We start from the raw sequence: 17,794 nt of genomic DNA on the forward strand, positions 1-17,794 counted from the left end.
AGTAAGATTCAGGACTTATGCTAATGCTACCTGTTTTACACCAGCGATGGCTAACTTATTCATGTCAGCCATCGCCAGGCATGATTATCCGTTATAGATAGGTGCTAAGGAAGGTTTCCAATTCTCGTAAGGTAGTGAGTCGATTCGCTTCAATTTCAAGGTAGTGGTTACCTTTAGGGAGTTCTACATAGCGAACATTTTTGTCCAGATCCTGCAGCTCTTCCGCCATCTCCCTGCTGTGTTTCACTGGCACAACCCTGTCCTCCTCACCGTGGATCAGTAATACCGGGGCGGAAATTTTATCTGCCAGATGAAGAGGAGACACTTCTTTTAACTGGCTTCTGTCATCACCAAACTGCTTTTTGACCACTTCTCGATTCGTATACCGTCGTGAATCACTGAGGATCATGGTTAAATCTGTAACCCCATTAATACTTGCCGCGCACTTAAAAGTATCTCCTTGCGTTGCCAGTCCCATCAGGGCGGCATAACCACCATAGCTGGCACCAACCAGACAAACTCTTTCCGGGGCGGCGAGTTTTTCGCTTATCAGCCAGGCAGCAGCATCTTGCAGGTCATGCTGCATTTCTTTTCCCCAACCTTTTACCGAGGCCTGCTCAAAGTCAAAACCATAGCCTGAGGAACCTCGGAAGTTGGGTTGTAATACCAGGTAACCGCGATTCACGAGGAATTCAGTGAGCCAGTCAAAACCACCATAATCTCTGGCCATAGGTCCACCATGAGGCAGGATAACGGCGGGTATTAACTGGTCTGGTGCTCGATAGTGTGGCTCGGTCAAATAAGCTTCAATTTTTAGCCCATCCCTGGCAATGTATTGTACTTTTCGCTTTCCTGCTAAATTATCTGCTTTAAGTAAAGGGTATTGTGACGACAAGACATCAAGACTACCTTGATCTCGATCGCCAAGATAAAAGATGCCAGGTTTATTGTCTTGGAAACTAAGCAGCACATACTTGCGCTCATCTTCGCTCATGCTGATTATAATATTGGCTGCATTAGGTAAGACTTTGTCCAGAGCGCGCTGAAAATTCTTATAACTTTGATCCCAATAAACCCGCCCATTGTCGGCCTCGCCGTGAGTTACGCCCACAACTTCGCCGCTTTTGCGTGAGTATATAAGGCGCCCTTCGATGTCGTAGCGGTGGTCTGCATAAACCAGTTCCTTCTCTAACGATTCACTTCGCAAATTCACTTTAAATATGGCGTATCTGTCTTGGTGAATGGCTCGGATGTAGAGTATGTCTGGATTCTTATCAAAGCCTAAAATATCTATGTCTGGCGCGTCGAATAGCTGATATTCCCACAAAGTTTGCCAGTCACCTGTTTGAAGATTTCTGTGAATGTAAAAGACCCTGGCTTCATCCAAACCTAAGCCAATTCTTACTCTGCCTTGCCTGTCAGCATACCAACCGCGAATGTTTTCACGGGCGTGTTGCAGCTTTTCCCGCTTGTTGTTGTTAAGACTCAGTTTGTAAACGTTGGGTTGATTGGGTAGGTCCGCATCTACAGCGAGTAAGAAGTGCTCATTATCTTGTGGTAACAAACTAATGACGTTATCTTGAAATTGGCTTTGATGATCATCCGACGCATATGCCCCTCGGGTTTTAAACGCTGGCTCGAGACTGCTTCCTTGCTTGATGTTAACTTTCAGAAGTCGAGTTTCGGTAGTGCTTACACCATGTCGCTTGGCTGGAAATCTGGCTCCAATTAATAAAACATCGTTGTTTGCCCATTCGTACCAGCTAATTTTGAACTTCTGGTTATCTGTGGTAGCTAGTACATTTGAATCCATCGTTTTTACATTCAAACTGAGTAGCACGGTATTTCCCTGCATATTTCTTAGCATGGTTACGTGCTTCCCATCAGGGGCTAGTTTTACATTGCTAATCACTGGCAGACTGCCAAAAGCTTCCAGAGGTAGTTTACCCGGGGCAGTCGTTTCTGAACTGAAGGTTGGGATGGCAAAACACAAAAGGTATAACGCGGAGACAACAATGCGCATAGATAGCATGTTCCTTTGCAAAATATTACTCTTAACTCGTTTAATCTGCGATTTTAAACCCATTTGTTTTTTGGTCTAGCGTTTTAACGAGTCCTGTCCAGATGGCTCGCTCGTTGAGTCGTTTGCGCAGACGGGTTCAATGAGGTACTTAATGTCTGGACTTGGCGTTGGATTGATCTTCCTGATTGCGGCAGTGATTGCCGTACCTTTATTTAAGCGACTGAAGCTGGGTGCCATTCTTGGTTATCTGGTGGCTGGCGTGGTAATTGGGCCCTCGGTGCTGGGGCTTATTCACGACCCGGATCATGTGCTGCATGTAGCCGAACTGGGAGTGATTCTGCTGTTGTTTGTGATTGGCCTGGAACTGGAGCCGAAAAAGCTTTGGTCTATGCGCAAGGCCGTTGTGCTGACTGGCGGTGGTCAGTTGCTGTTAACCGCCGCCATTCTGGTCGGGGCCCTGATACTGCTGGCACAGCAGCAGTGGCAACCCTCGTTGGTCATTGGCCTGGCATTGGCCTTGTCGTCTACCGCATTTGCCATTCAATTAATGGCCGAGCAAGGCATTCTGAAAACGCCGCCGGGTCAGCAGGGGTTCGCCATTTTGCTGATGCAGGATCTGGCCGTGATCCCCATCTTGTTGTTGGTGGAAGGACTGGCCGGTAACGGTGAGGGCGCGGCGCCGCCCTGGTGGCTGAGCTTGTCGGCAATTGTTGCTGTGTTGCTGGTGGGCCGCTATCTGCTCAACCCGTTTTTACGCCTGTTGTCGCGCTATGGCAGCGAAGAGGTGATGACGGCCGCGGCGCTGCTGATTGTGATTGCCACGGCGCTGGTGATGGAGCAGGCCGGGTTATCCATGGGCATGGGGGCCTTCCTGGCCGGTATGTTGCTGGCCAATTCCAGCTTTCGTCATCAGCTTGAAACCGAGATTGAGCCCTTTAAAGGCTTGCTGCTCGGGCTGTTTTTTATCGCCATTGGCATGAACCTGGATTTGCAACTGTTGCTGGACAATCCCGGCTTTATCCTGGCTGCCAGTCTGGGGCTGGTGGCGGTGAAAACCCTGATTATCGGCCTGCTGCTGATGCTGGCCGGACAGAAAAAAGGCGATGCCGTGCGGGTGGCATTAATGCTGTCCCAGGGCGGTGAGTTTGCCTTTGTGGTTATGACCAGTGCGGCGGGAAATGGTTTGCTGGCGCCGGCGCTGGCCAGTCAGGTCAGCCTGATTGTTGGCATTTCTATGGCGCTCACCTCGCCAGTAGTGATTCTGTACAGCCGCTGGGTAAACAGCCGCCAATGTCCGCCGGTGTATGACAGCGCAACCAGCGTGGAAGAGCCGCAGGTGGTGATTGCCGGTTTTGGCCGCTTCGGACAAATGAGCGCCAGGATCCTGACCGCTAATCAGATTGCCTTTACTGCGCTGGACAAAGACGCCGAACATATCGCCTTTGTGCAGCGCTTTGGCAACAAAGTGTTTTATGGGGATGCCACCCGTCTGGATTTACTTAAGGCGGCGGGCATTGAGCAGGCCAAGGTGCTGTTGATTGCAGTAAACCGCGAAACAGAGGTAGTTAAAATTGCCGAGCTGGCCCGCGAGCATTTCCCTCACCTGCATATTATCGCCCGTGCCCATAACCGCATGACGGTGCGTAATCTGCACCGGTTGGGGGTGACTGAGGTGGTACGTGAGGTGTATTCAGGCAGCCTGGAAGCGGCCAATATGCTGCTCAAAGCCTATGGTATGTCCAGTGCCCGTGCTGATTATCTGGTGCAGGTGTTTCGCAAGCACGACGAAACCTTGCTGGCCGGTACCCTGGAAGAGCTGGATGACATGGACGCCCTGATTGAACGCAGCAAGCAGGGCAGGGCACAACTGGAATCGCTGTTCAGGCAGGACAGTGAGGATATTGGCCGCTAAATCAACCGGCGCGGAAATGTGCGTTTCAGCGCAGAAAACGCACCAGAGCCTGACCAGCTTCGCTGATATGCTCGCTTAGCAGTTGACTGGCCAGGGCTGCATCGCCTTTGCGCAAGGCGTTTAGCAGTGCATGGTGCTCGGCCTGACTGCGGGATTGATAGTTGAGGCTAAGAGACTGGTAGCCGATATAGCGCTGACACTGGCGATGCAGATGCTCAACCATACTGAACAAGGTGGGGCGGGCTGCTGCGCGAAAAATGCAGGCATGAAATTGCCAGTTCAACTCACCGATGTCCGCCGCTGTCAGCCCGTCGGACGCCATTTTTATCAGTATATCCTCGGCCCGGCCGAGTATTTCGGCATTCAGGTTGGCCATGGCCAACTCCTGTAACAAGGGCTCCAGGCGCATTCTCATCAGGTAGATATCCTCTACCTCGTTGGCGTCAAACTCCGGTACCGCCACCCCGCATTTACCATGGTCGGCCAGCCAGCCTTCATTCTTGAGGCGTAAAATGGCATCGCGCACCGGGATACGGCTGACCTGATACTGCTCGGCCAGGGCTTTTTGCTTGAGCACCGTGCCGGGGGCAAAACGTCCGGCCTGCAAATCTGCTTTAAGTTTGTGATACATACTCAAAAGGTCAACGCGCTCTTGTTAGTAGCAGGGTCAGCATGCCGCCAACCAGCCCCCAGAATGCCGCGCCAATACCAAAGAAACTAACGCCCGATGCGGTTAGCAAAAAGCAAATCAGGGCGGCGTCACGTTCCTGCACCTCGGCCACCGCAGCCGATAAACTGGCACCAATAGTGCCAACAAGTGCTAAACCGGCCAGACTGGCGACCAGCGCTGTCGGCAGGGCGGTAAAAAGTGCCACCACTGAAGCGCCGCCAAGACCGGCCAGAACGTAAAAGAAGCCAGCCGACAGCCCGGCAATATAGCGTTTTTTGCTATCCGGATGCGATTCAGGACCGGTACAAATGGCTGCGGTAATGGCCGCCAGATTAAAGGCGAAGCCGCCAAAAGGTGCCAGCAGCAAGGCTGTGATCCCGGTCCCCGTCAGTACCGGTGATACCGGGACCTGCTCGTAGCCACTGGCCCGTAGCGTTGCCACGCCAGGGATATTTTGCGATGTCATGGTGACAATAAACAGCGGCAGTCCAACTCCCAGTAATACGCCAAAATCAAATTCCGGCCATACCAGCACCGGCTGGCTAAGACTCAGGTTGAGCGCGTTCAGATCCATTTTATTCAGTACCAGACTGGCCGTCAGGCCCACGGCCAATACCAGTATAATGGTATAACGGGGCAACCAGCGTTTACCCAGCAGGTAGGTGGCCAGCATTAAACCCACTAACCAGGGCTCACTCTGCAAGGACAAAAATACTGACAGACCGAATTGCAGCAGAATACCGGCCAGCATCGCACTGGCAATACTGGTGGGAATACGTCGCATCAACCGGTCAAAGCCGCCAGATAGTCCAAGTAGTAAGGTTAACAGGGCACTAAACAGAAAGGCGCCAATGGCCTGGGTAATAGGTACGCCAAGCAGACTGGTAGCCAACAGGGCGGCGCCGGGGGTGGACCAGGCGGTAATCACCGGGGCTTTGTAATACCAGGAAAAGCCAATACAGGTCAGCCCCATGCCCAACCCCAGGGCAAAAATCCAGGATACCATCATGGCCTGATCGGCCCCGGCCGCTTGCGCAGCCTGAAAGACAATGGCAACAGAACTGGCGAACCCTACTAATACTGCCACCAGTCCGGCGCTGACCGCCGACAAGCTTAGATCCTGACGCCAGGAGCTCATAATGTATACCTTATAAAAAATGTATACATTTTATTTTGGCGTAAACTATCACTAATGCAAGCGCTGTTTATGCTGTGATCAAGTCCAACAACCCTGGCAGCAGGGATGCGACTAACAACAGTGCCATACTGATATTAAATATGCGTAGATTGCCCGGCGTATTAATAAAGCGTTTTAAACTGGTGCCAAACAGCAGCCAGGCGATTGTGCAAGGCGTGCCGAGCAGTAAAAAGCTCAGGGCAATAAACATCACCTGCCAGGTGTAGTCGTTGCCTGCTGAGGTATAAGTGGCAACCGCCCCCACAATCATGATCCAGGCCTTAGGGTTAACCCACTGAAATAGCGCCGCCTGCATAAAACTAAAGGGTTTGCGCTCTTTAAGCTTTATACCGCCGACCGGTGCCGAAGCAATTTTCCAGGCCAGCCATAACAGATACAGGGTGCCGATAACTTTCAGCACATCATGCAGACGCGGAAAGGCGCTGAAAATGCCTGCCATACCCAGGCCAACCGCCACTACCATCAGGGTAAAGCCAAGATCTATGCCCAGCAGATGCGGAATACTGCGTTTGATACCATGATTCAGGCCCGATGCCATTATCATCAGATTATTGGGGCCGGGGGTGACGGACGCTGACACCACAAACAGCAATAACGCGGCGTATTCCATCTGTTACTCCCATACCAACTGTTTAAAGTGCAAGCGGCACATGGAAACATATTTGTCATTGCCGCCTACATCCACCTGTGCCCCTTGTTTGACTGCCTGACCCTGCTCATCCATACGTACCACAAAGTTGGCCTTGCGACCACAGTGACAAACGGTTTTCAGTTCTACCAGTTTGTCGGCCCAGGCCAGCAGGTAATGGCTGCCTTCGAAGGTTTCACCGGCAAAGTCGGTGCGCAAGCCATAAGCCAGCACCGGAATGTTGAGCTCGTCCACCACAAAGGTCAGCTGTTTAACCTGCTCTTTGGTTAAAAACTGGGCTTCGTCTATAAACACGCAGTCAATGCGCTGTTGGCGGTTGAGCTTATTGATTTGTTCAAGCAGATGGCTGTCCTGGCCGAACAATTGCGCTTCGGCCTGCAAACCAATTCGCGAGGCCACCACGCCTGTGCCAAAACGGTCGTCCAGTGCGGCGGTAAACAACACCACATGCATGCCCCGCTCTTTGTAGTTGTAGGCGGACTGCAACAGAGAGGTGGATTTACCGGCATTCATTGCCGAATAGTAAAAATACAGTTGCGCCATAACTCTCAGTACACCGGGCAGATAAAGGACCGCTATTGTGCCGTCAGTTGCCCTGAAAGTCACTTTGGCATGGTGCTTACTATGGGGGATAGGTTAATAGAAGACTGGCGAATTGCTGTTGGATTTGGCCAGTCAGTTGCCGCTGCGTACAAAACGGCGGCTATCAGCGCTGACTGGCCTGGCCGTGTCTTTGCTATTGCCGGAATACAACAGGCCCAATTGCTTCAGAACAATACTATATGCACTGGGGGCTTTTTCTGCAGTCTTTTGTGGTTTTTCGTTATTGGCACCAGATTTCATGGCAAGCTCACGTCTAATGGTCATCTCAGGGAAGTAAATACTAACCCAAATAGGTATATAGCAGAGTATGCAATTTATACTAAGGGTATGCGTTATGGGTATGGTAATACTTTGCCGTTGTGGTGAGCTCGACAGTGGACAAAACATTCCCTTAGAATGCAAACTCTACACTGAGCTCCCTTCCTTAGGGGATTGATAGTTTGGAAAAGCTATTTAGCATTGCTAATGATGCGTGCTATCGGTTGCCAATCTCCAATAATAAGACCTTGCCATGCATCTTAAGAATCTGTTTATCGCCATTTTTGCCCAGACATTACTTGCTTCAACCTCTTGTGCTGCTGACCGTGCTACACCCATTGATATCAATGGAACCTGGCAGACGTCGGGGTATGGTTATGTATTTGATGTGGACTTTCCCAATGTCGCCATTTATGAACTGACAGCTGTCAGTTGTGTCGAAAGTGGCCTGCAGGCCAGTGCCATTAAACTGGATTCATCGCTTTCACAGCGTGCCAGCTTTGCGGTGAAAATTGACGGTTTTATTAATGCCGAGATGGAAATCGCTCACACTGACAGTCCTGATGAGGTTGTATTTCACCGCACTGATACCGCCGCCACTATGCGGGCTCAGCGTCTTAAAACGTTGCCCGCACTGTGCAACCACCCCAAGGACAACTCCGCTGATTTTAGCTTGAAGGTCTTTCTGCAGACCTTTAAAGAACATTACCCTTTCTTTGTTGAAAAGGACACAGATTGGGCGACGTTTAGTCAGGTGGCGTTACCCCAAGGGAATACAACTGATACAGAGTTATTCGGGCAGTTGGTTTCCCTGGTAGAACCGCTTTACGATTCGCATGTGGCAATCGTGGCGGCCAATCTGGAACAGTACTTCTTTGGCGAAGGCCGTCTGTCAGATGAAAGTGCTTATGATCACATTGATAAAGCTTTTGCCAATGTCGAAGCCAATTACCTGATGCAGCCACTTGTGTCATTTTGCCAGGACCGGCTGGGATTCGCCTTGTTGCCGGGTAATGTTGGCTATTTAAGAGTGAAGGCATTTTCAGGGTGCAGTGAAACGGGCCAATTTGCGGACGATGAGTCCGGCTTTGGTCAGGCACTTGATACTATCTTCACTGACATCAAATTTAGCGCGCTGGTGATTGATCTTCGCGATAACAGCGGCGGTTCCGGTCGCCTGGCGATTCAACTAGCACAGCGCTTCGCCCAGCACACCTATATTGCCTACAGAAAACAGGCAGCGGTAGATTTTGCTGCTAGTAACGCCTGGACTGAACCGGAAGCCATTTTGGTGGCGACAAATGGTCTGCCTGGTTTTAATGGCAATATTGCCTTGTTAACCAGTTACCAGAGTATCAGTTCTGCCGAAGCATTCGCCATGGCGCTGATGCAACGAAGTCCCAAGGTGGTGCGTATCGGTCAGCGAACCCGCGGCGTGTTTTCAGATATTTTGCCGCGCACATTGCCTAACGGCTGGTTGTTCGGCCTGCCAAATGAAAGGTATCTGGATGCCAAGGGGAACAGTTATGACGAGCAGGGTATTCAACCGGATATGGAAATCAGCAATAGCAAAGGCGATCTTGAAAATGGTCAGGATAAAGTATTGGAGGCAGCGCTGAGGCATCTGCAAAACACACAATAGTCCCCTGAGCTATTCAGTGGCCTGGTGAGGCAGTTCGTGTAAAGACTTTGGTTGCTTATGCCAATGTATACAGCATGTTGTAAACCGTTTATCGCCAAGCTCTAATGGCTTGCCACACGCCACACGCCACACGCCACACGCCACACGCCACACGCCACACGCCACACGCCACACGTTCAGCAAAAAATCCCTCTTGCATTGCACGCAAAACGATCTATTATGACGATTCGTCAAGTTGACGATTCGTCAAAAAAATGAATTTCAGATTAAGTTGCAATAAAGACAACGAGCGTTGTCTGTTTAAAAAATTCAAAAACAAACGCCAGCAGGCCATTGCAGAGCGTGAGCAGGAACTGTTGTGCCTGGCGGAAAAACTGATGGAGGAGCACGGCTTCAGCGGTCTGACCATGGATAAGCTGGTGGCAGCCTGTGATTATTCCAAAGGCACGGTATACAACCATTTCTCCAGTAAAGAGGATCTGATTTGCGCATTGTGCAGCAAATGTATGACCCTTGAACTGGAACTGTTTGCCCGTGCCATTACCTTTGACGGCAACGGCAGGGAACGGGTATTGGCGGTCTGTTTTGCCTACTGGTTGCATGCAGTGTTAAACCCCACGCTGTTTTATTGTGTGCTGATAGCCAAAACCCCGGCGGTGGCAGAGCGGGCATCCCCTGCGCGGCTGGAAGGCCAACTGGCGCTGGAAATGCAGCTGTCAGACACCTGCAACAGCCTGTTTGCTGCTGCAGTTGACAGTGGTGATCTACCCAAGCCAACCAGCCTGCCTTTTGAAGCCTTTAGTTTTGCTGCCTGGGCCACGGCTTTTGGCACCAATGCCTTGTTGCAGGCTGCCAGTACCTCACAATTGATTAAGGGGCTGGATGCACAGCAGGCGTTGTTGTTTAACACCAACCTGCTGCTGGACGGTATGCAATGGACACCGCTTAGCAGCCAATGGAATTACCAGGGAAGCTGGCAACGGATTGGCAAGGAGTTGTTTGCCGATGAGCTCAGAACCCTGCAGCTAAATAAGCCTGAACAGGCATAGTGAGGATAAGCAAATGAGAACAATCTGGTTGAGTACCATATTGCTGCGGCCCTGGCTGACTCTGTTAGTGGGGATGTTGTTAATACTGGCGGCGGGTTTTGGTGCCAAGGATTTGTATTTTCGCGGCGACTACAAGGTGTTTTTTGCTCCGGAAAATCCACAGATGCTGGACTATGAGGAGTTGCAACGCATCTTCACTAAGAGTGACAGTGCCAGTATTGTTGTCGCCCCCGACAGTGACGATGTGTTCCAACCTGATACCTTATTGCTGGTTCGGGAACTGACCGATGCGGCCTGGCAAATCCCTTATTCGACCCGGGTTGACTCCATTGCCAATTTTCAGCACACCTCGGCCGAAGAAGACGAGTTGCTGGTCGAGGATTTGTTTCTGGATCCCGCCTCTATGAGCCCAGCGCAGATCCGCGCGGCCAAAGCCGTAGCCTTATCTGAACCGAATTTGCTGGACAAAGCCATTTCCCCAAAAGGCCATGTGACCATGCTGAACATTACTGTGCAATTGCCTGATGCCGACCAAACTCAGGCTGTACAGGAAATTAGCCAGCAAGTTTTGGCACTGACCGAGCGCATGGGGCAAAAATATCCTGGGCATAGTTTCTATCACACTGGCGTGGTGTTTATGAACAATGCCTTTGCGTCAGAAGCGCAACATGATGCCGAGACCCTGGTGCCTATGATGTTTGTGGTTATTGTGCTGGTGCTATGGTTATTACTGCGCTCTTTCACCGGAACCTTGTCCACTGTTGTTGTGATTATTACCGCCATTGTCGCCACTATGGGCATGGCTGGCTGGATGGGCATGTTTTTAAGCACGGCCACAGTGAATGTGCCGACGTTAGTGATGACACTGGCGGTGGCAGATTGCGTGCATGTTATTTCTTCCATGCTGTATGCTCTGCGTCAGGGTAAGGACAAGGCTGACGCCATCCGCTACGCCATGGAACTGAACCTGATGCCTATTTTTATCACCAGCGTGACTACATCCATTGGCTTCTTAACCATGAATTTTTCAGATGTGCCGATTCTGGCAGATCTGGGAAATCTGACAGCCATTGGCGTGATGCTGGCATTTCTGTTTTCTGTCACCTTGCTGCCCGCCCTGTTGTTGTTATTGCCTATGCGGGTAAGCAACAAGCAAAAAGGCAAGGACGGTGCTATGGAGGCATTTGGTGAATGGGTAATCAATCATTATAAAAGTTTGTTGCCGCTGTCGGTATTGCTGACCCTGGGCGCCGTGGCGGCCACCCTGAATAACAACATTAACGATGAAGCCACAAAGTATTTTGACAGATCGACGGCCTTTCGTCAGTCCACCGATTTTCAGCAGGATAATATCAGTGGCATGTCGACCATGGATTTTGGCCTGTTTTTTTCCGAGCCTTCGGCCCTGAACAAACCTGACAATCTGCAATTGGTCGAGGATTTTACCCGTTGGCTAAGGGCCCAGCCGGAAGTTGATCATGTCAGCAGCATCAGTGACACCTTTAAGCGCTTAAATAAAAATATGCATGGGGATGACGACAGCTATTACCAATTACCGGCCGAGAGAGAGTTGGCCGCCCAATACCTGTTGCTATATGAAATGTCGCTGCCCTTTGGTTTGGACCTGAATAATCAGGTCAATTTGGATAAGTCGGCCACTCGTGTGATGACGACACTGAAAAATCTCGGCAGTAAAGAATTTACCGAGTTTGAACGCCACGCCAGGGACTGGATGGCAGAACATGCGCCGCAGGTCACTGTCACTGCTGGTAGTCCGTCACTGATGTTTGCTCATATTGGCGAGCGCAATATGGCCAGTATGATTGAAGGCACGGTGTTGGCGCTGATTCTGATCTCAGGTCTACTGGTGTTTGCCCTGCGCTCCTGGCGTATGGGCGCCATCAGCTTGTTACCCAACCTGTTACCTGCAGGAATTGGTTTTGGTATTTGGGGATTATATTCCGGGCAAATCAACATGGGTTTGTCGGTAGTCATGAGTATGGCACTGGGCATTATCGTTGATGATACTGTGCACTTCCTGAGTAAATATCGACATGCCCGCGGAGAAGGGGCCAATGCCGAGCAGGCCGTGCGCTATGCTTTTACCAGTGTGGGTCGGGCATTGTGGATCACCACCCTGGTACTGGTGATGGGTTTTTCAGTGTTGGCGATGTCCAGCTTTGCCTTAAACGCCGATATGGGTATGCTCACCGGCATTATTATTCTGGTGGCGCTGGCGGTGGATTTCCTGTTTCTGCCAGCCTTCCTGATGGTTTTCGATAAGCAAAAAACAAACACAGAGGATAACGCGGATGATACGGACAAAAAGCTGCAAACTGCTCATTAGTGCACTACTCAGCCTGTTGGTGGTGGCTCAGGTACAGGCTCAAAGCGCCGAAGAAAAAGGCCTGGCCATTGCCAAAGAGCGAAAAAGCCGGGATTTGGGCTGGCAGAACAGTCAGGCTGAGGCCAGTATGATCCTGCGTACCGCCAACCGGCAGGAAATCGAAAGGCGCATGCGTTTACTGACGCTGGAAATGCAGGACGACGGTGACAAGGGCCTGACTATTTTTGATCAGCCAGCGGATGTGAAAGGCACGGCCTTTTTAAATTACTCCCATGCGGTGGAGCCTGACGAGCAATGGATGTACCTGCCTGCGTTGAAACGGGTAAAGCGTATTGCTTCGAAGAATAAGTCAGGACCTTTTATGGGCAGTGAATTTGCCTTTGAAGATCTGAGTTCTTTTGAGGTGGAGAAGTTCAGCTACAAATACCTGCGTGATGAAAAGTGTCATGATCAGGATTGTTTTGTGGTGGAGCAGATTCCGGCCTATGAACATTCAGGTTATACCCGACTGGTTACCTGGTTAGACAAAGAGCACTACAGAGCTCACAAGGTGGAATTTTATGACCGTAAGAACAGCCTGTTGAAAACCCTGACCATGCATGACTTTAAGTTGTATCTGGATAAGTACTGGCGGCCCATGAAGCTGTCCATGCAGAATCATCAAACCAGAAAAAGCACCGACCTGGTGACCCATGAACTGAATTTTCGCACCGGTCTGACAGAAGATGATTTCAGCCAGGCGGCGCTGAAGCGCGCCAGATAGGAGGAAGGGTGAAAAAATCGCTAACGGCTGTGGCGCTGCTGATGGCCTGCGGGGCATCGGCAGACACCCAGACATATGTAAAAGCGGCCCTGGAGCAACGCTTTTATTTTCAGGACGGGTTGTACGAGCAACAACATGACAGTGATATCTCGGTATTTGTTGAGCCGGAGTTTTATCATAGCTGGAATGACGGTAGCGACAGCCTGAATGTTAAACCCTTTTTTCGTTACGACAGCCGCGACAGTGAACGCACCCATATGGATATTCGCGAACTGATTTGGCTGCACGTGGGCGATGAATGGGAAATGCGCGCCGGTATTGGCAAAGTGTTCTGGGGGCAGACTGAATCCCAGCATCTGGTGGATGTGATCAATCAGACCGATTTTATTGAAGCCATTGATGCTGAAGAGAAGCTGGGACAGCCCATGGTACAGTTTTCGCTGGTCAAGGACTGGGGAAATCTGAGCCTGTTTGCCTTGCCTTATTTTCGTGAGCGCACCTTCAGCGGTGTGGAAGGGCGTTTTCGGTTGCCACTGCGGGTGGATACCGACAATCCCCTGTTTGAATCTGCAGACGAGGAAAAGCATCTGGATTGGGCCGTTCGTTATATGGGCTATCTAGGTGACCTGGAGTTGGGTTTGTCCTGGTTTGATGGCACCAATCGCGAGCCGCTATTGAAGCCCGCCATGAACGGACAGGAAGCCGTGTTAAGACCCTATTATGGGCAAATGCAACAGGCCGGGCTGGATATGTTGATGGTCTCCGGTGCGACCTTGTACAAGCTGGAAGCTATTCATCGCAAAACCGAACTGGACAGCTACTACGCGCTGACGGCCGGATTTGAGTACACCTCGGTGGGGGTGCTGAACTCGGTATACGATATCGGCTGGTTGATGGAATACCAATACGACGAACGGGATGAACAGGCTACCAGTCTGGGCCAGAACGATCTGATGCTGGGGACCAGGCTGATTTTCAACGATATCAATGGTACCGAACTGCTTATTGCCTTTATTCAGGATCTTGATGAAAGCGGCAGTCGCAGTGGCTATATTGAAGCGTCCAGTCGCATTAACGACCATTGGAAATGGCGTATCGACGGTTGGTTTTTCAGCTCAGATACCGAGGAGGATCGGGCATATATGCTGCGCCGCGATGATTATCTGCAATTCAGCCTGGAGTATTATTTTTAGCACTGCACAGGGCCATTGGCCGATAAATTGTCATGCAATTGTGGCACAATGGCGCTTTTATCGAGCGTAGGGCCTGATGCAAACACTGACTATTCTGGTTGGCTCCACCAATCCCGTCAAAATTAATGCGGTTGAAGGGGCGTTTTCTGCCCTTTTCCCCCAGACCCTGATTCAGTGCCAGGGGCTGTCGGTGCCATCCGGCGTCCCCGACCAGCCAATGAATGAGGCCGATACCCGCCAGGGCGCGGTAAACCGGGTTATTGCCTGTCAGCGTCAGGCTGAGGCGGATTACTATGTGGCCGCTGAAGGTGGTGTGGATGAGTTTATTGATGGTCCTGCCACCTTTGCCTATGTGGTGATCGCCGATAAGCATAAACAATCGGTTGGTCGCAGCGCCAATCTGCCGTTGCCACCGGTTGTCTGGCGGGCCTTGCAGGCCGGTGAAGAGCTTGGCCCGGTGATGGACCGGCAATTCCAACAAACCAATATCAAGCACAAAGGTGGCGCTATTGGGCTGCTGACCAATGGCCGTGAAACCCGTCAAAGTGCTTATCATCAGGCGCTGGTACTTGCCATGGCGCCGTTTTTACACCCGCAACTCTATTAAGGAGACCTGATGCAGTACCCCTGGATCCTGTTTGATGCTGACGACACCTTGTTTGATTTCGACGCCTTTGCTGGGCTGAAACTGGCTTTTTCACGTTTTGAACAGCAGTTTGACGATACAGATTATCGAGATTTTCTGCATATCAGTATGCCGCTGTGGCGCCAGTACCAGGACGGAGAAATTACTTCAACAGAGTTGCAGCATCGTCGTTTTGCCCCCTGGGCGCAGAAACACGGCATACAGGCCGGGCAGATCAATGAGTTTTTTGTGGATGCCATGGGCCAGACCAGCAAGTTATTGCCGGGCGCTCGCGAACTGCTGGAAGCCATTAGCGGTAAAGCCACGTTGGGGATTATTACTAATGGTTTCACCCGTATGCAGCAAATTCGTCTGGATAACAACGGCGTCAGTGAGCATTTTCAGCATCTGGTGATTTCCGAACAAGTGGGGGTGGCGAAACCTCATAAAGGGATCTTTGAACACACTATGGCACTGCTGGGTAATCCGCCCAAAGAGCAGGTGCTGATGGTCGGCGATAATCCCCATGCCGATGTGTTGGGTGGCCTGAATGCCGGTATTCATACCTGCTGGTTGAATATGCAAGGGCAGGTGCGACCCCAGGGCATTGACCCGCACTATGAGATCACTGATCTGTTCCAGTTGCGGGATTTGTTGGTCAACGCAGCTTAACTAAGGCTGGCGGGAATGCTGATTTCGAGTGCGCCAGCACAAAGATCGGTCAACTGGCGCAAGCATTGTTCTTTCTGCTCATTGGCCACGGCGAAATGCATCTCCACCTGCTGGTGGTAATGGATCTGCGGTTCGCTGATATCAAACTGCCCCAGGCAATGGCGAACATTGGCTTCCAGCGCATAATCAATGCGTATATGCACCTCGGTGCGTGGCACCTGCAATCTGGTGGGAAGTTCGTTCAGGGCACCGGTCACTGCATCGGAATAGGCCCGTTGTAAGCCGCCGGTGCCCAGCTTAATTCCACCATAGTAGCGCACCACCGCCACCACAATTTCTCCCAGGCCGGAATGCTGCAACACCTTGAGCATGGGGCGGCCTGCGGTGCCGGACGGTTCACCGTCATCACTCATGGACATCAGGGTAGTGTTGGGCGGACCGGCGATATAGGCCCAGCATACATGGGCTGCTTGCGGGTGTAATTGGCGTTGCAGGCGAATAAAGTCTTCCGCCGACTGCCGGTTATCGGCATGTTGCACCAGACACAAAAAACGGCTGCGCTTGATGTCAAATTCGTATTGATGGGCGGCGGCGGGGACTGAATACACGGAGAGCATGGCCGGTTCCTGGCTGCGAAAGGCCGCTATTGTGCCACAAAACCGCTCGCTATGCAGGATATGCGTTTGCTCGTTCAGCCGGACATGGCGGCCAACCCTGCCTGAAGCCGGGTACTATCCAGGCTGGTTTTAAGCCAATCCAGCGCAGTCTGGCGGTCAAAAAAATTACGCATTAGCAGCTTCTGTTTGTCGGCGTATTCCTGAATAAGCTGCTGGCGGGTATCCAGATCTTCCACCACCCGGGCGATTTGCAGATTACATAACAAGGGTTCAAGGCGATCCAGGGTATACAGGACGCTGGCGCTGTCATAGCTGAGGCTGACTTTTCGCAAGTCTACCAGCGCCTTACGGCAATGGTAACGGCCAGACAGACAATGCAGTTTATTGTACAAAGCCAGAATGTCACCGGGTTCAGCCAGTCCGCTGGCTTCAGTGACAATCACCCCTAGCGACTCATCATAGCAGTGCGTTGCAATAAATCTCACGCGTTACTCACAGACATCCAGCCTATTCAAATATTTAGCACATAACGGCAAAGAGGCAAGGTTTACCCCTTGTGCAGGTCTGGCCGATAGTTAGTGCGGCTATTTTGTTGTTAGTAGTTATGTCGGCATCTGTTTTGTAAATAGGATGTTTGTTATGTTGCCAAGTCGAACACACCTGCACGGAAGAACAAAATGCTGAAAATAACAAATATATGCAAAACCTATCAGAACGGCGTCAAGGCCCTGGACAATGTCAGTCTGAATATCGACAAGGGCATGTTTGGTCTGCTTGGTCCTAATGGCGCGGGTAAATCATCACTGATGCGTACCATCGCCACCTTACAGCAACCAGACAGCGGCAATATTCAGTTCGATACGCTGGACGTGTTGCGTCAGCCCAATGCCTTGCGCCAGCGACTGGGCTATTTGCCACAGGACTTTGGGGTTTATCCGCGTATCAGCGCCTATGACCTGCTCGATCATCTGGCGGTACTAAAGGGCCTGACCAACAAAGCCCAGCGCAAGGAAACGGTGGATGGGCTACTGGCGCATACCAATTTATTTCAGCATCGTCATAAGGCGGTCAGTGGTTATTCCGGCGGAATGCGTCAGCGATTTGGTATCGCCCAGGCCTTGTTGGGCGACCCGGATCTACTGATTGTCGATGAGCCTACTGCCGGGCTGGATCCGGAAGAGCGTAACCGTTTTCATAATCTGCTGGTCAGTCTGGGTGAGCAAAAGGTGATTATTCTGTCCACTCACATTGTCGATGATGTGTCGGAGCTTTGCGCCAATATGGCGGTGCTCGGTGGTGGCCAGATTTTACTGCAAGGTAACCCCATTCTGGTCACGCAGGAGCTGGAGGGACGCATCTGGCGTAAGTCGGTGTCATTACAGGAAGCGGCGGAGCTGGAAAAATCGCTGCAGGTGATTTCCAAGCGCTTATTAGCGGGGCAGACCATTATTCATGTGTTGGCCGATCAGGCCCCGCAAGGCTTTGAATCTGCACCAGCCAATCTGGAAGATGTGTATTTCAGCACCCTGGATGCAGCCAGAAAGGCTGAGCGTCAGGCGCAGGCAGCCTGAGG

Annotated in this window: 17 protein-coding genes; 9 read left to right on the plus strand and 8 right to left on the minus strand. The window is 51.3% G+C overall.

Annotation, left to right across the window (positions count from 1 at the left end):
* Window positions 1-91: 91 nt before the first annotated feature.
* Entirely contained in the window at window positions 92-2,023 is a 1,932-nt protein-coding gene (locus ABD028_RS18070) for an alpha/beta hydrolase family protein (RefSeq protein WP_343846793.1), read from the minus strand.
* Window positions 2,024-2,174: 151 nt separating this feature from the next.
* On the opposite strand from ABD028_RS18070, the gene ABD028_RS18075 reads away from it, so the two are divergent.
* Window positions 2,175-3,935: a monovalent cation:proton antiporter-2 (CPA2) family protein gene (locus ABD028_RS18075; protein WP_343846795.1), complete on the plus strand. Its 1,761-nt coding sequence runs from the start codon at window positions 2,175-2,177 to the stop codon at window positions 3,933-3,935.
* A 25-nt stretch (window positions 3,936-3,960) separates the two neighbouring features.
* Here ABD028_RS18075 and ABD028_RS18080 read toward each other — a convergent pair whose 3' ends face one another.
* The 5 genes from ABD028_RS18080 to ABD028_RS18100 all read right to left on the minus strand — a co-directional run bounded on the left by ABD028_RS18080 (window position 3,961) and on the right by ABD028_RS18100 (window position 7,295).
* Window positions 3,961-4,566, minus strand: a complete 606-nt coding sequence (locus ABD028_RS18080) for a GntR family transcriptional regulator (RefSeq protein ID WP_343846797.1) — start codon at window positions 4,564-4,566, stop codon at window positions 3,961-3,963.
* Between the two features lie 10 nt (window positions 4,567-4,576).
* Window positions 4,577-5,743: a benzoate/H(+) symporter BenE family transporter gene (locus ABD028_RS18085; RefSeq protein ID WP_343846799.1), complete on the minus strand. Its 1,167-nt coding sequence runs from the start codon at window positions 5,741-5,743 to the stop codon at window positions 4,577-4,579.
* 67 nt (window positions 5,744-5,810) lie between these two features.
* Window positions 5,811-6,413 (minus strand): LysE family translocator, encoded by a 603-nt coding sequence (locus ABD028_RS18090; protein WP_343846801.1) that lies wholly within the window; start codon window positions 6,411-6,413, stop codon window positions 5,811-5,813.
* 3 nt (window positions 6,414-6,416) lie between these two features.
* Complete coding sequence (locus ABD028_RS18095; protein WP_102798222.1) at window positions 6,417-6,995, minus strand: thymidine kinase; 579 nt, start codon at window positions 6,993-6,995, stop codon at window positions 6,417-6,419.
* A gap of 132 nt (window positions 6,996-7,127) precedes the next feature.
* Entirely contained in the window at window positions 7,128-7,295 is a 168-nt protein-coding gene (locus tag ABD028_RS18100) for a hypothetical protein (protein WP_343846803.1), read from the minus strand.
* 271 nt (window positions 7,296-7,566) lie between these two features.
* On the opposite strand from ABD028_RS18100, the gene ABD028_RS18105 reads away from it, so the two are divergent.
* The 7 genes from ABD028_RS18105 (at window position 7,567) to yjjG (ending at window position 15,604) form a co-directional block, all read left to right on the plus strand.
* Entirely contained in the window at window positions 7,567-8,955 is a 1,389-nt protein-coding gene (locus ABD028_RS18105; protein ID WP_343846804.1) for a S41 family peptidase, read from the plus strand.
* A 254-nt stretch (window positions 8,956-9,209) separates the two neighbouring features.
* Complete coding sequence (locus ABD028_RS18110) at window positions 9,210-10,004, plus strand: TetR/AcrR family transcriptional regulator (RefSeq protein ID WP_343846806.1); 795 nt, start codon at window positions 9,210-9,212, stop codon at window positions 10,002-10,004.
* Window positions 10,005-10,017: 13 nt separating this feature from the next.
* Entirely contained in the window at window positions 10,018-12,351 is a 2,334-nt protein-coding gene (locus tag ABD028_RS18115) for an efflux RND transporter permease subunit (protein WP_343846808.1), read from the plus strand.
* Entirely contained in the window at window positions 12,317-13,114 is a 798-nt protein-coding gene (locus ABD028_RS18120; RefSeq protein WP_343846810.1) for an outer membrane lipoprotein-sorting protein, read from the plus strand. The genes ABD028_RS18115 and ABD028_RS18120 overlap by 35 nt, the downstream gene beginning before the upstream one ends.
* 8 nt (window positions 13,115-13,122) lie before the next feature.
* Window positions 13,123-14,307, plus strand: a complete 1,185-nt coding sequence (locus tag ABD028_RS18125) for a hypothetical protein (RefSeq protein ID WP_343846811.1) — start codon at window positions 13,123-13,125, stop codon at window positions 14,305-14,307.
* A 76-nt stretch (window positions 14,308-14,383) separates the two neighbouring features.
* A complete protein-coding gene (yjjX, locus tag ABD028_RS18130) occupies window positions 14,384-14,914 on the plus strand; it encodes an inosine/xanthosine triphosphatase (RefSeq protein ID WP_343846813.1) in 531 nt (176 codons plus the stop codon).
* Window positions 14,915-14,923: 9 nt separating this feature from the next.
* Window positions 14,924-15,604 (plus strand): pyrimidine 5'-nucleotidase, encoded by a 681-nt coding sequence (gene yjjG / locus ABD028_RS18135; protein ID WP_343846814.1) that lies wholly within the window; start codon window positions 14,924-14,926, stop codon window positions 15,602-15,604.
* Here the strand turns inward: yjjG and ABD028_RS18140 are convergent.
* Both ABD028_RS18140 and ABD028_RS18145 read right to left on the minus strand, forming a co-directional pair.
* The gene (locus ABD028_RS18140; protein WP_343846816.1) at window positions 15,601-16,221 is read right to left on the minus strand and encodes a YigZ family protein; all 621 of its coding nucleotides are present in this window, start codon (window positions 16,219-16,221) and stop codon (window positions 15,601-15,603) included. The genes yjjG and ABD028_RS18140 overlap by 4 nt on opposite strands.
* Window positions 16,222-16,295: 74 nt before the next feature.
* Window positions 16,296-16,706 (minus strand): hypothetical protein, encoded by a 411-nt coding sequence (locus tag ABD028_RS18145; RefSeq protein ID WP_343846818.1) that lies wholly within the window; start codon window positions 16,704-16,706, stop codon window positions 16,296-16,298.
* A gap of 192 nt (window positions 16,707-16,898) precedes the next feature.
* Here ABD028_RS18145 and ABD028_RS18150 point away from each other — a divergent pair, with 192 nt between their 5' ends.
* The gene (locus tag ABD028_RS18150; RefSeq protein ID WP_343846821.1) at window positions 16,899-17,792 is read left to right on the plus strand and encodes an ABC transporter ATP-binding protein; all 894 of its coding nucleotides are present in this window, start codon (window positions 16,899-16,901) and stop codon (window positions 17,790-17,792) included.
* The last annotated feature ends 2 nt before the right edge of the window (window positions 17,793-17,794 follow it).

The organism is Bowmanella denitrificans, from assembly GCF_039522935.1.
GTDB lineage: Bacteria > Pseudomonadota > Gammaproteobacteria > Enterobacterales > Alteromonadaceae > Bowmanella > Bowmanella denitrificans.

Coding starts and splice junctions, on each gene's coding strand:
- ABD028_RS18070 (WP_343846793.1), bottom strand. CDS start 2,023: ATGCGCATTGTTGTCTCCGCGTTATACCTTTTGTGTTTTGCCATCCCA.
- ABD028_RS18075 (WP_343846795.1), top strand. CDS start 2,175: ATGTCTGGACTTGGCGTTGGATTGATCTTCCTGATTGCGGCAGTGATT.
- ABD028_RS18080 (WP_343846797.1), bottom strand. CDS start 4,566: ATGTATCACAAACTTAAAGCAGATTTGCAGGCCGGACGTTTTGCCCCC.
- ABD028_RS18085 (WP_343846799.1), bottom strand. CDS start 5,743: ATGAGCTCCTGGCGTCAGGATCTAAGCTTGTCGGCGGTCAGCGCCGGA.
- ABD028_RS18090 (WP_343846801.1), bottom strand. CDS start 6,413: ATGGAATACGCCGCGTTATTGCTGTTTGTGGTGTCAGCGTCCGTCACC.
- ABD028_RS18095 (WP_102798222.1), bottom strand. CDS start 6,995: ATGGCGCAACTGTATTTTTACTATTCGGCAATGAATGCCGGTAAATCC.
- ABD028_RS18100 (WP_343846803.1), bottom strand. CDS start 7,295: ATGAAATCTGGTGCCAATAACGAAAAACCACAAAAGACTGCAGAAAAA.
- ABD028_RS18105 (WP_343846804.1), top strand. CDS start 7,567: ATGCATCTTAAGAATCTGTTTATCGCCATTTTTGCCCAGACATTACTT.
- ABD028_RS18110 (WP_343846806.1), top strand. CDS start 9,210: ATGAATTTCAGATTAAGTTGCAATAAAGACAACGAGCGTTGTCTGTTT.
- ABD028_RS18115 (WP_343846808.1), top strand. CDS start 10,018: ATGAGAACAATCTGGTTGAGTACCATATTGCTGCGGCCCTGGCTGACT.
- ABD028_RS18120 (WP_343846810.1), top strand. CDS start 12,317: ATGATACGGACAAAAAGCTGCAAACTGCTCATTAGTGCACTACTCAGC.
- yjjX (WP_343846813.1), top strand. CDS start 14,384: ATGCAAACACTGACTATTCTGGTTGGCTCCACCAATCCCGTCAAAATT.
- yjjG (WP_343846814.1), top strand. CDS start 14,924: ATGCAGTACCCCTGGATCCTGTTTGATGCTGACGACACCTTGTTTGAT.
- ABD028_RS18140 (WP_343846816.1), bottom strand. CDS start 16,221: ATGCTCTCCGTGTATTCAGTCCCCGCCGCCGCCCATCAATACGAATTT.
- ABD028_RS18150 (WP_343846821.1), top strand. CDS start 16,899: ATGCTGAAAATAACAAATATATGCAAAACCTATCAGAACGGCGTCAAG.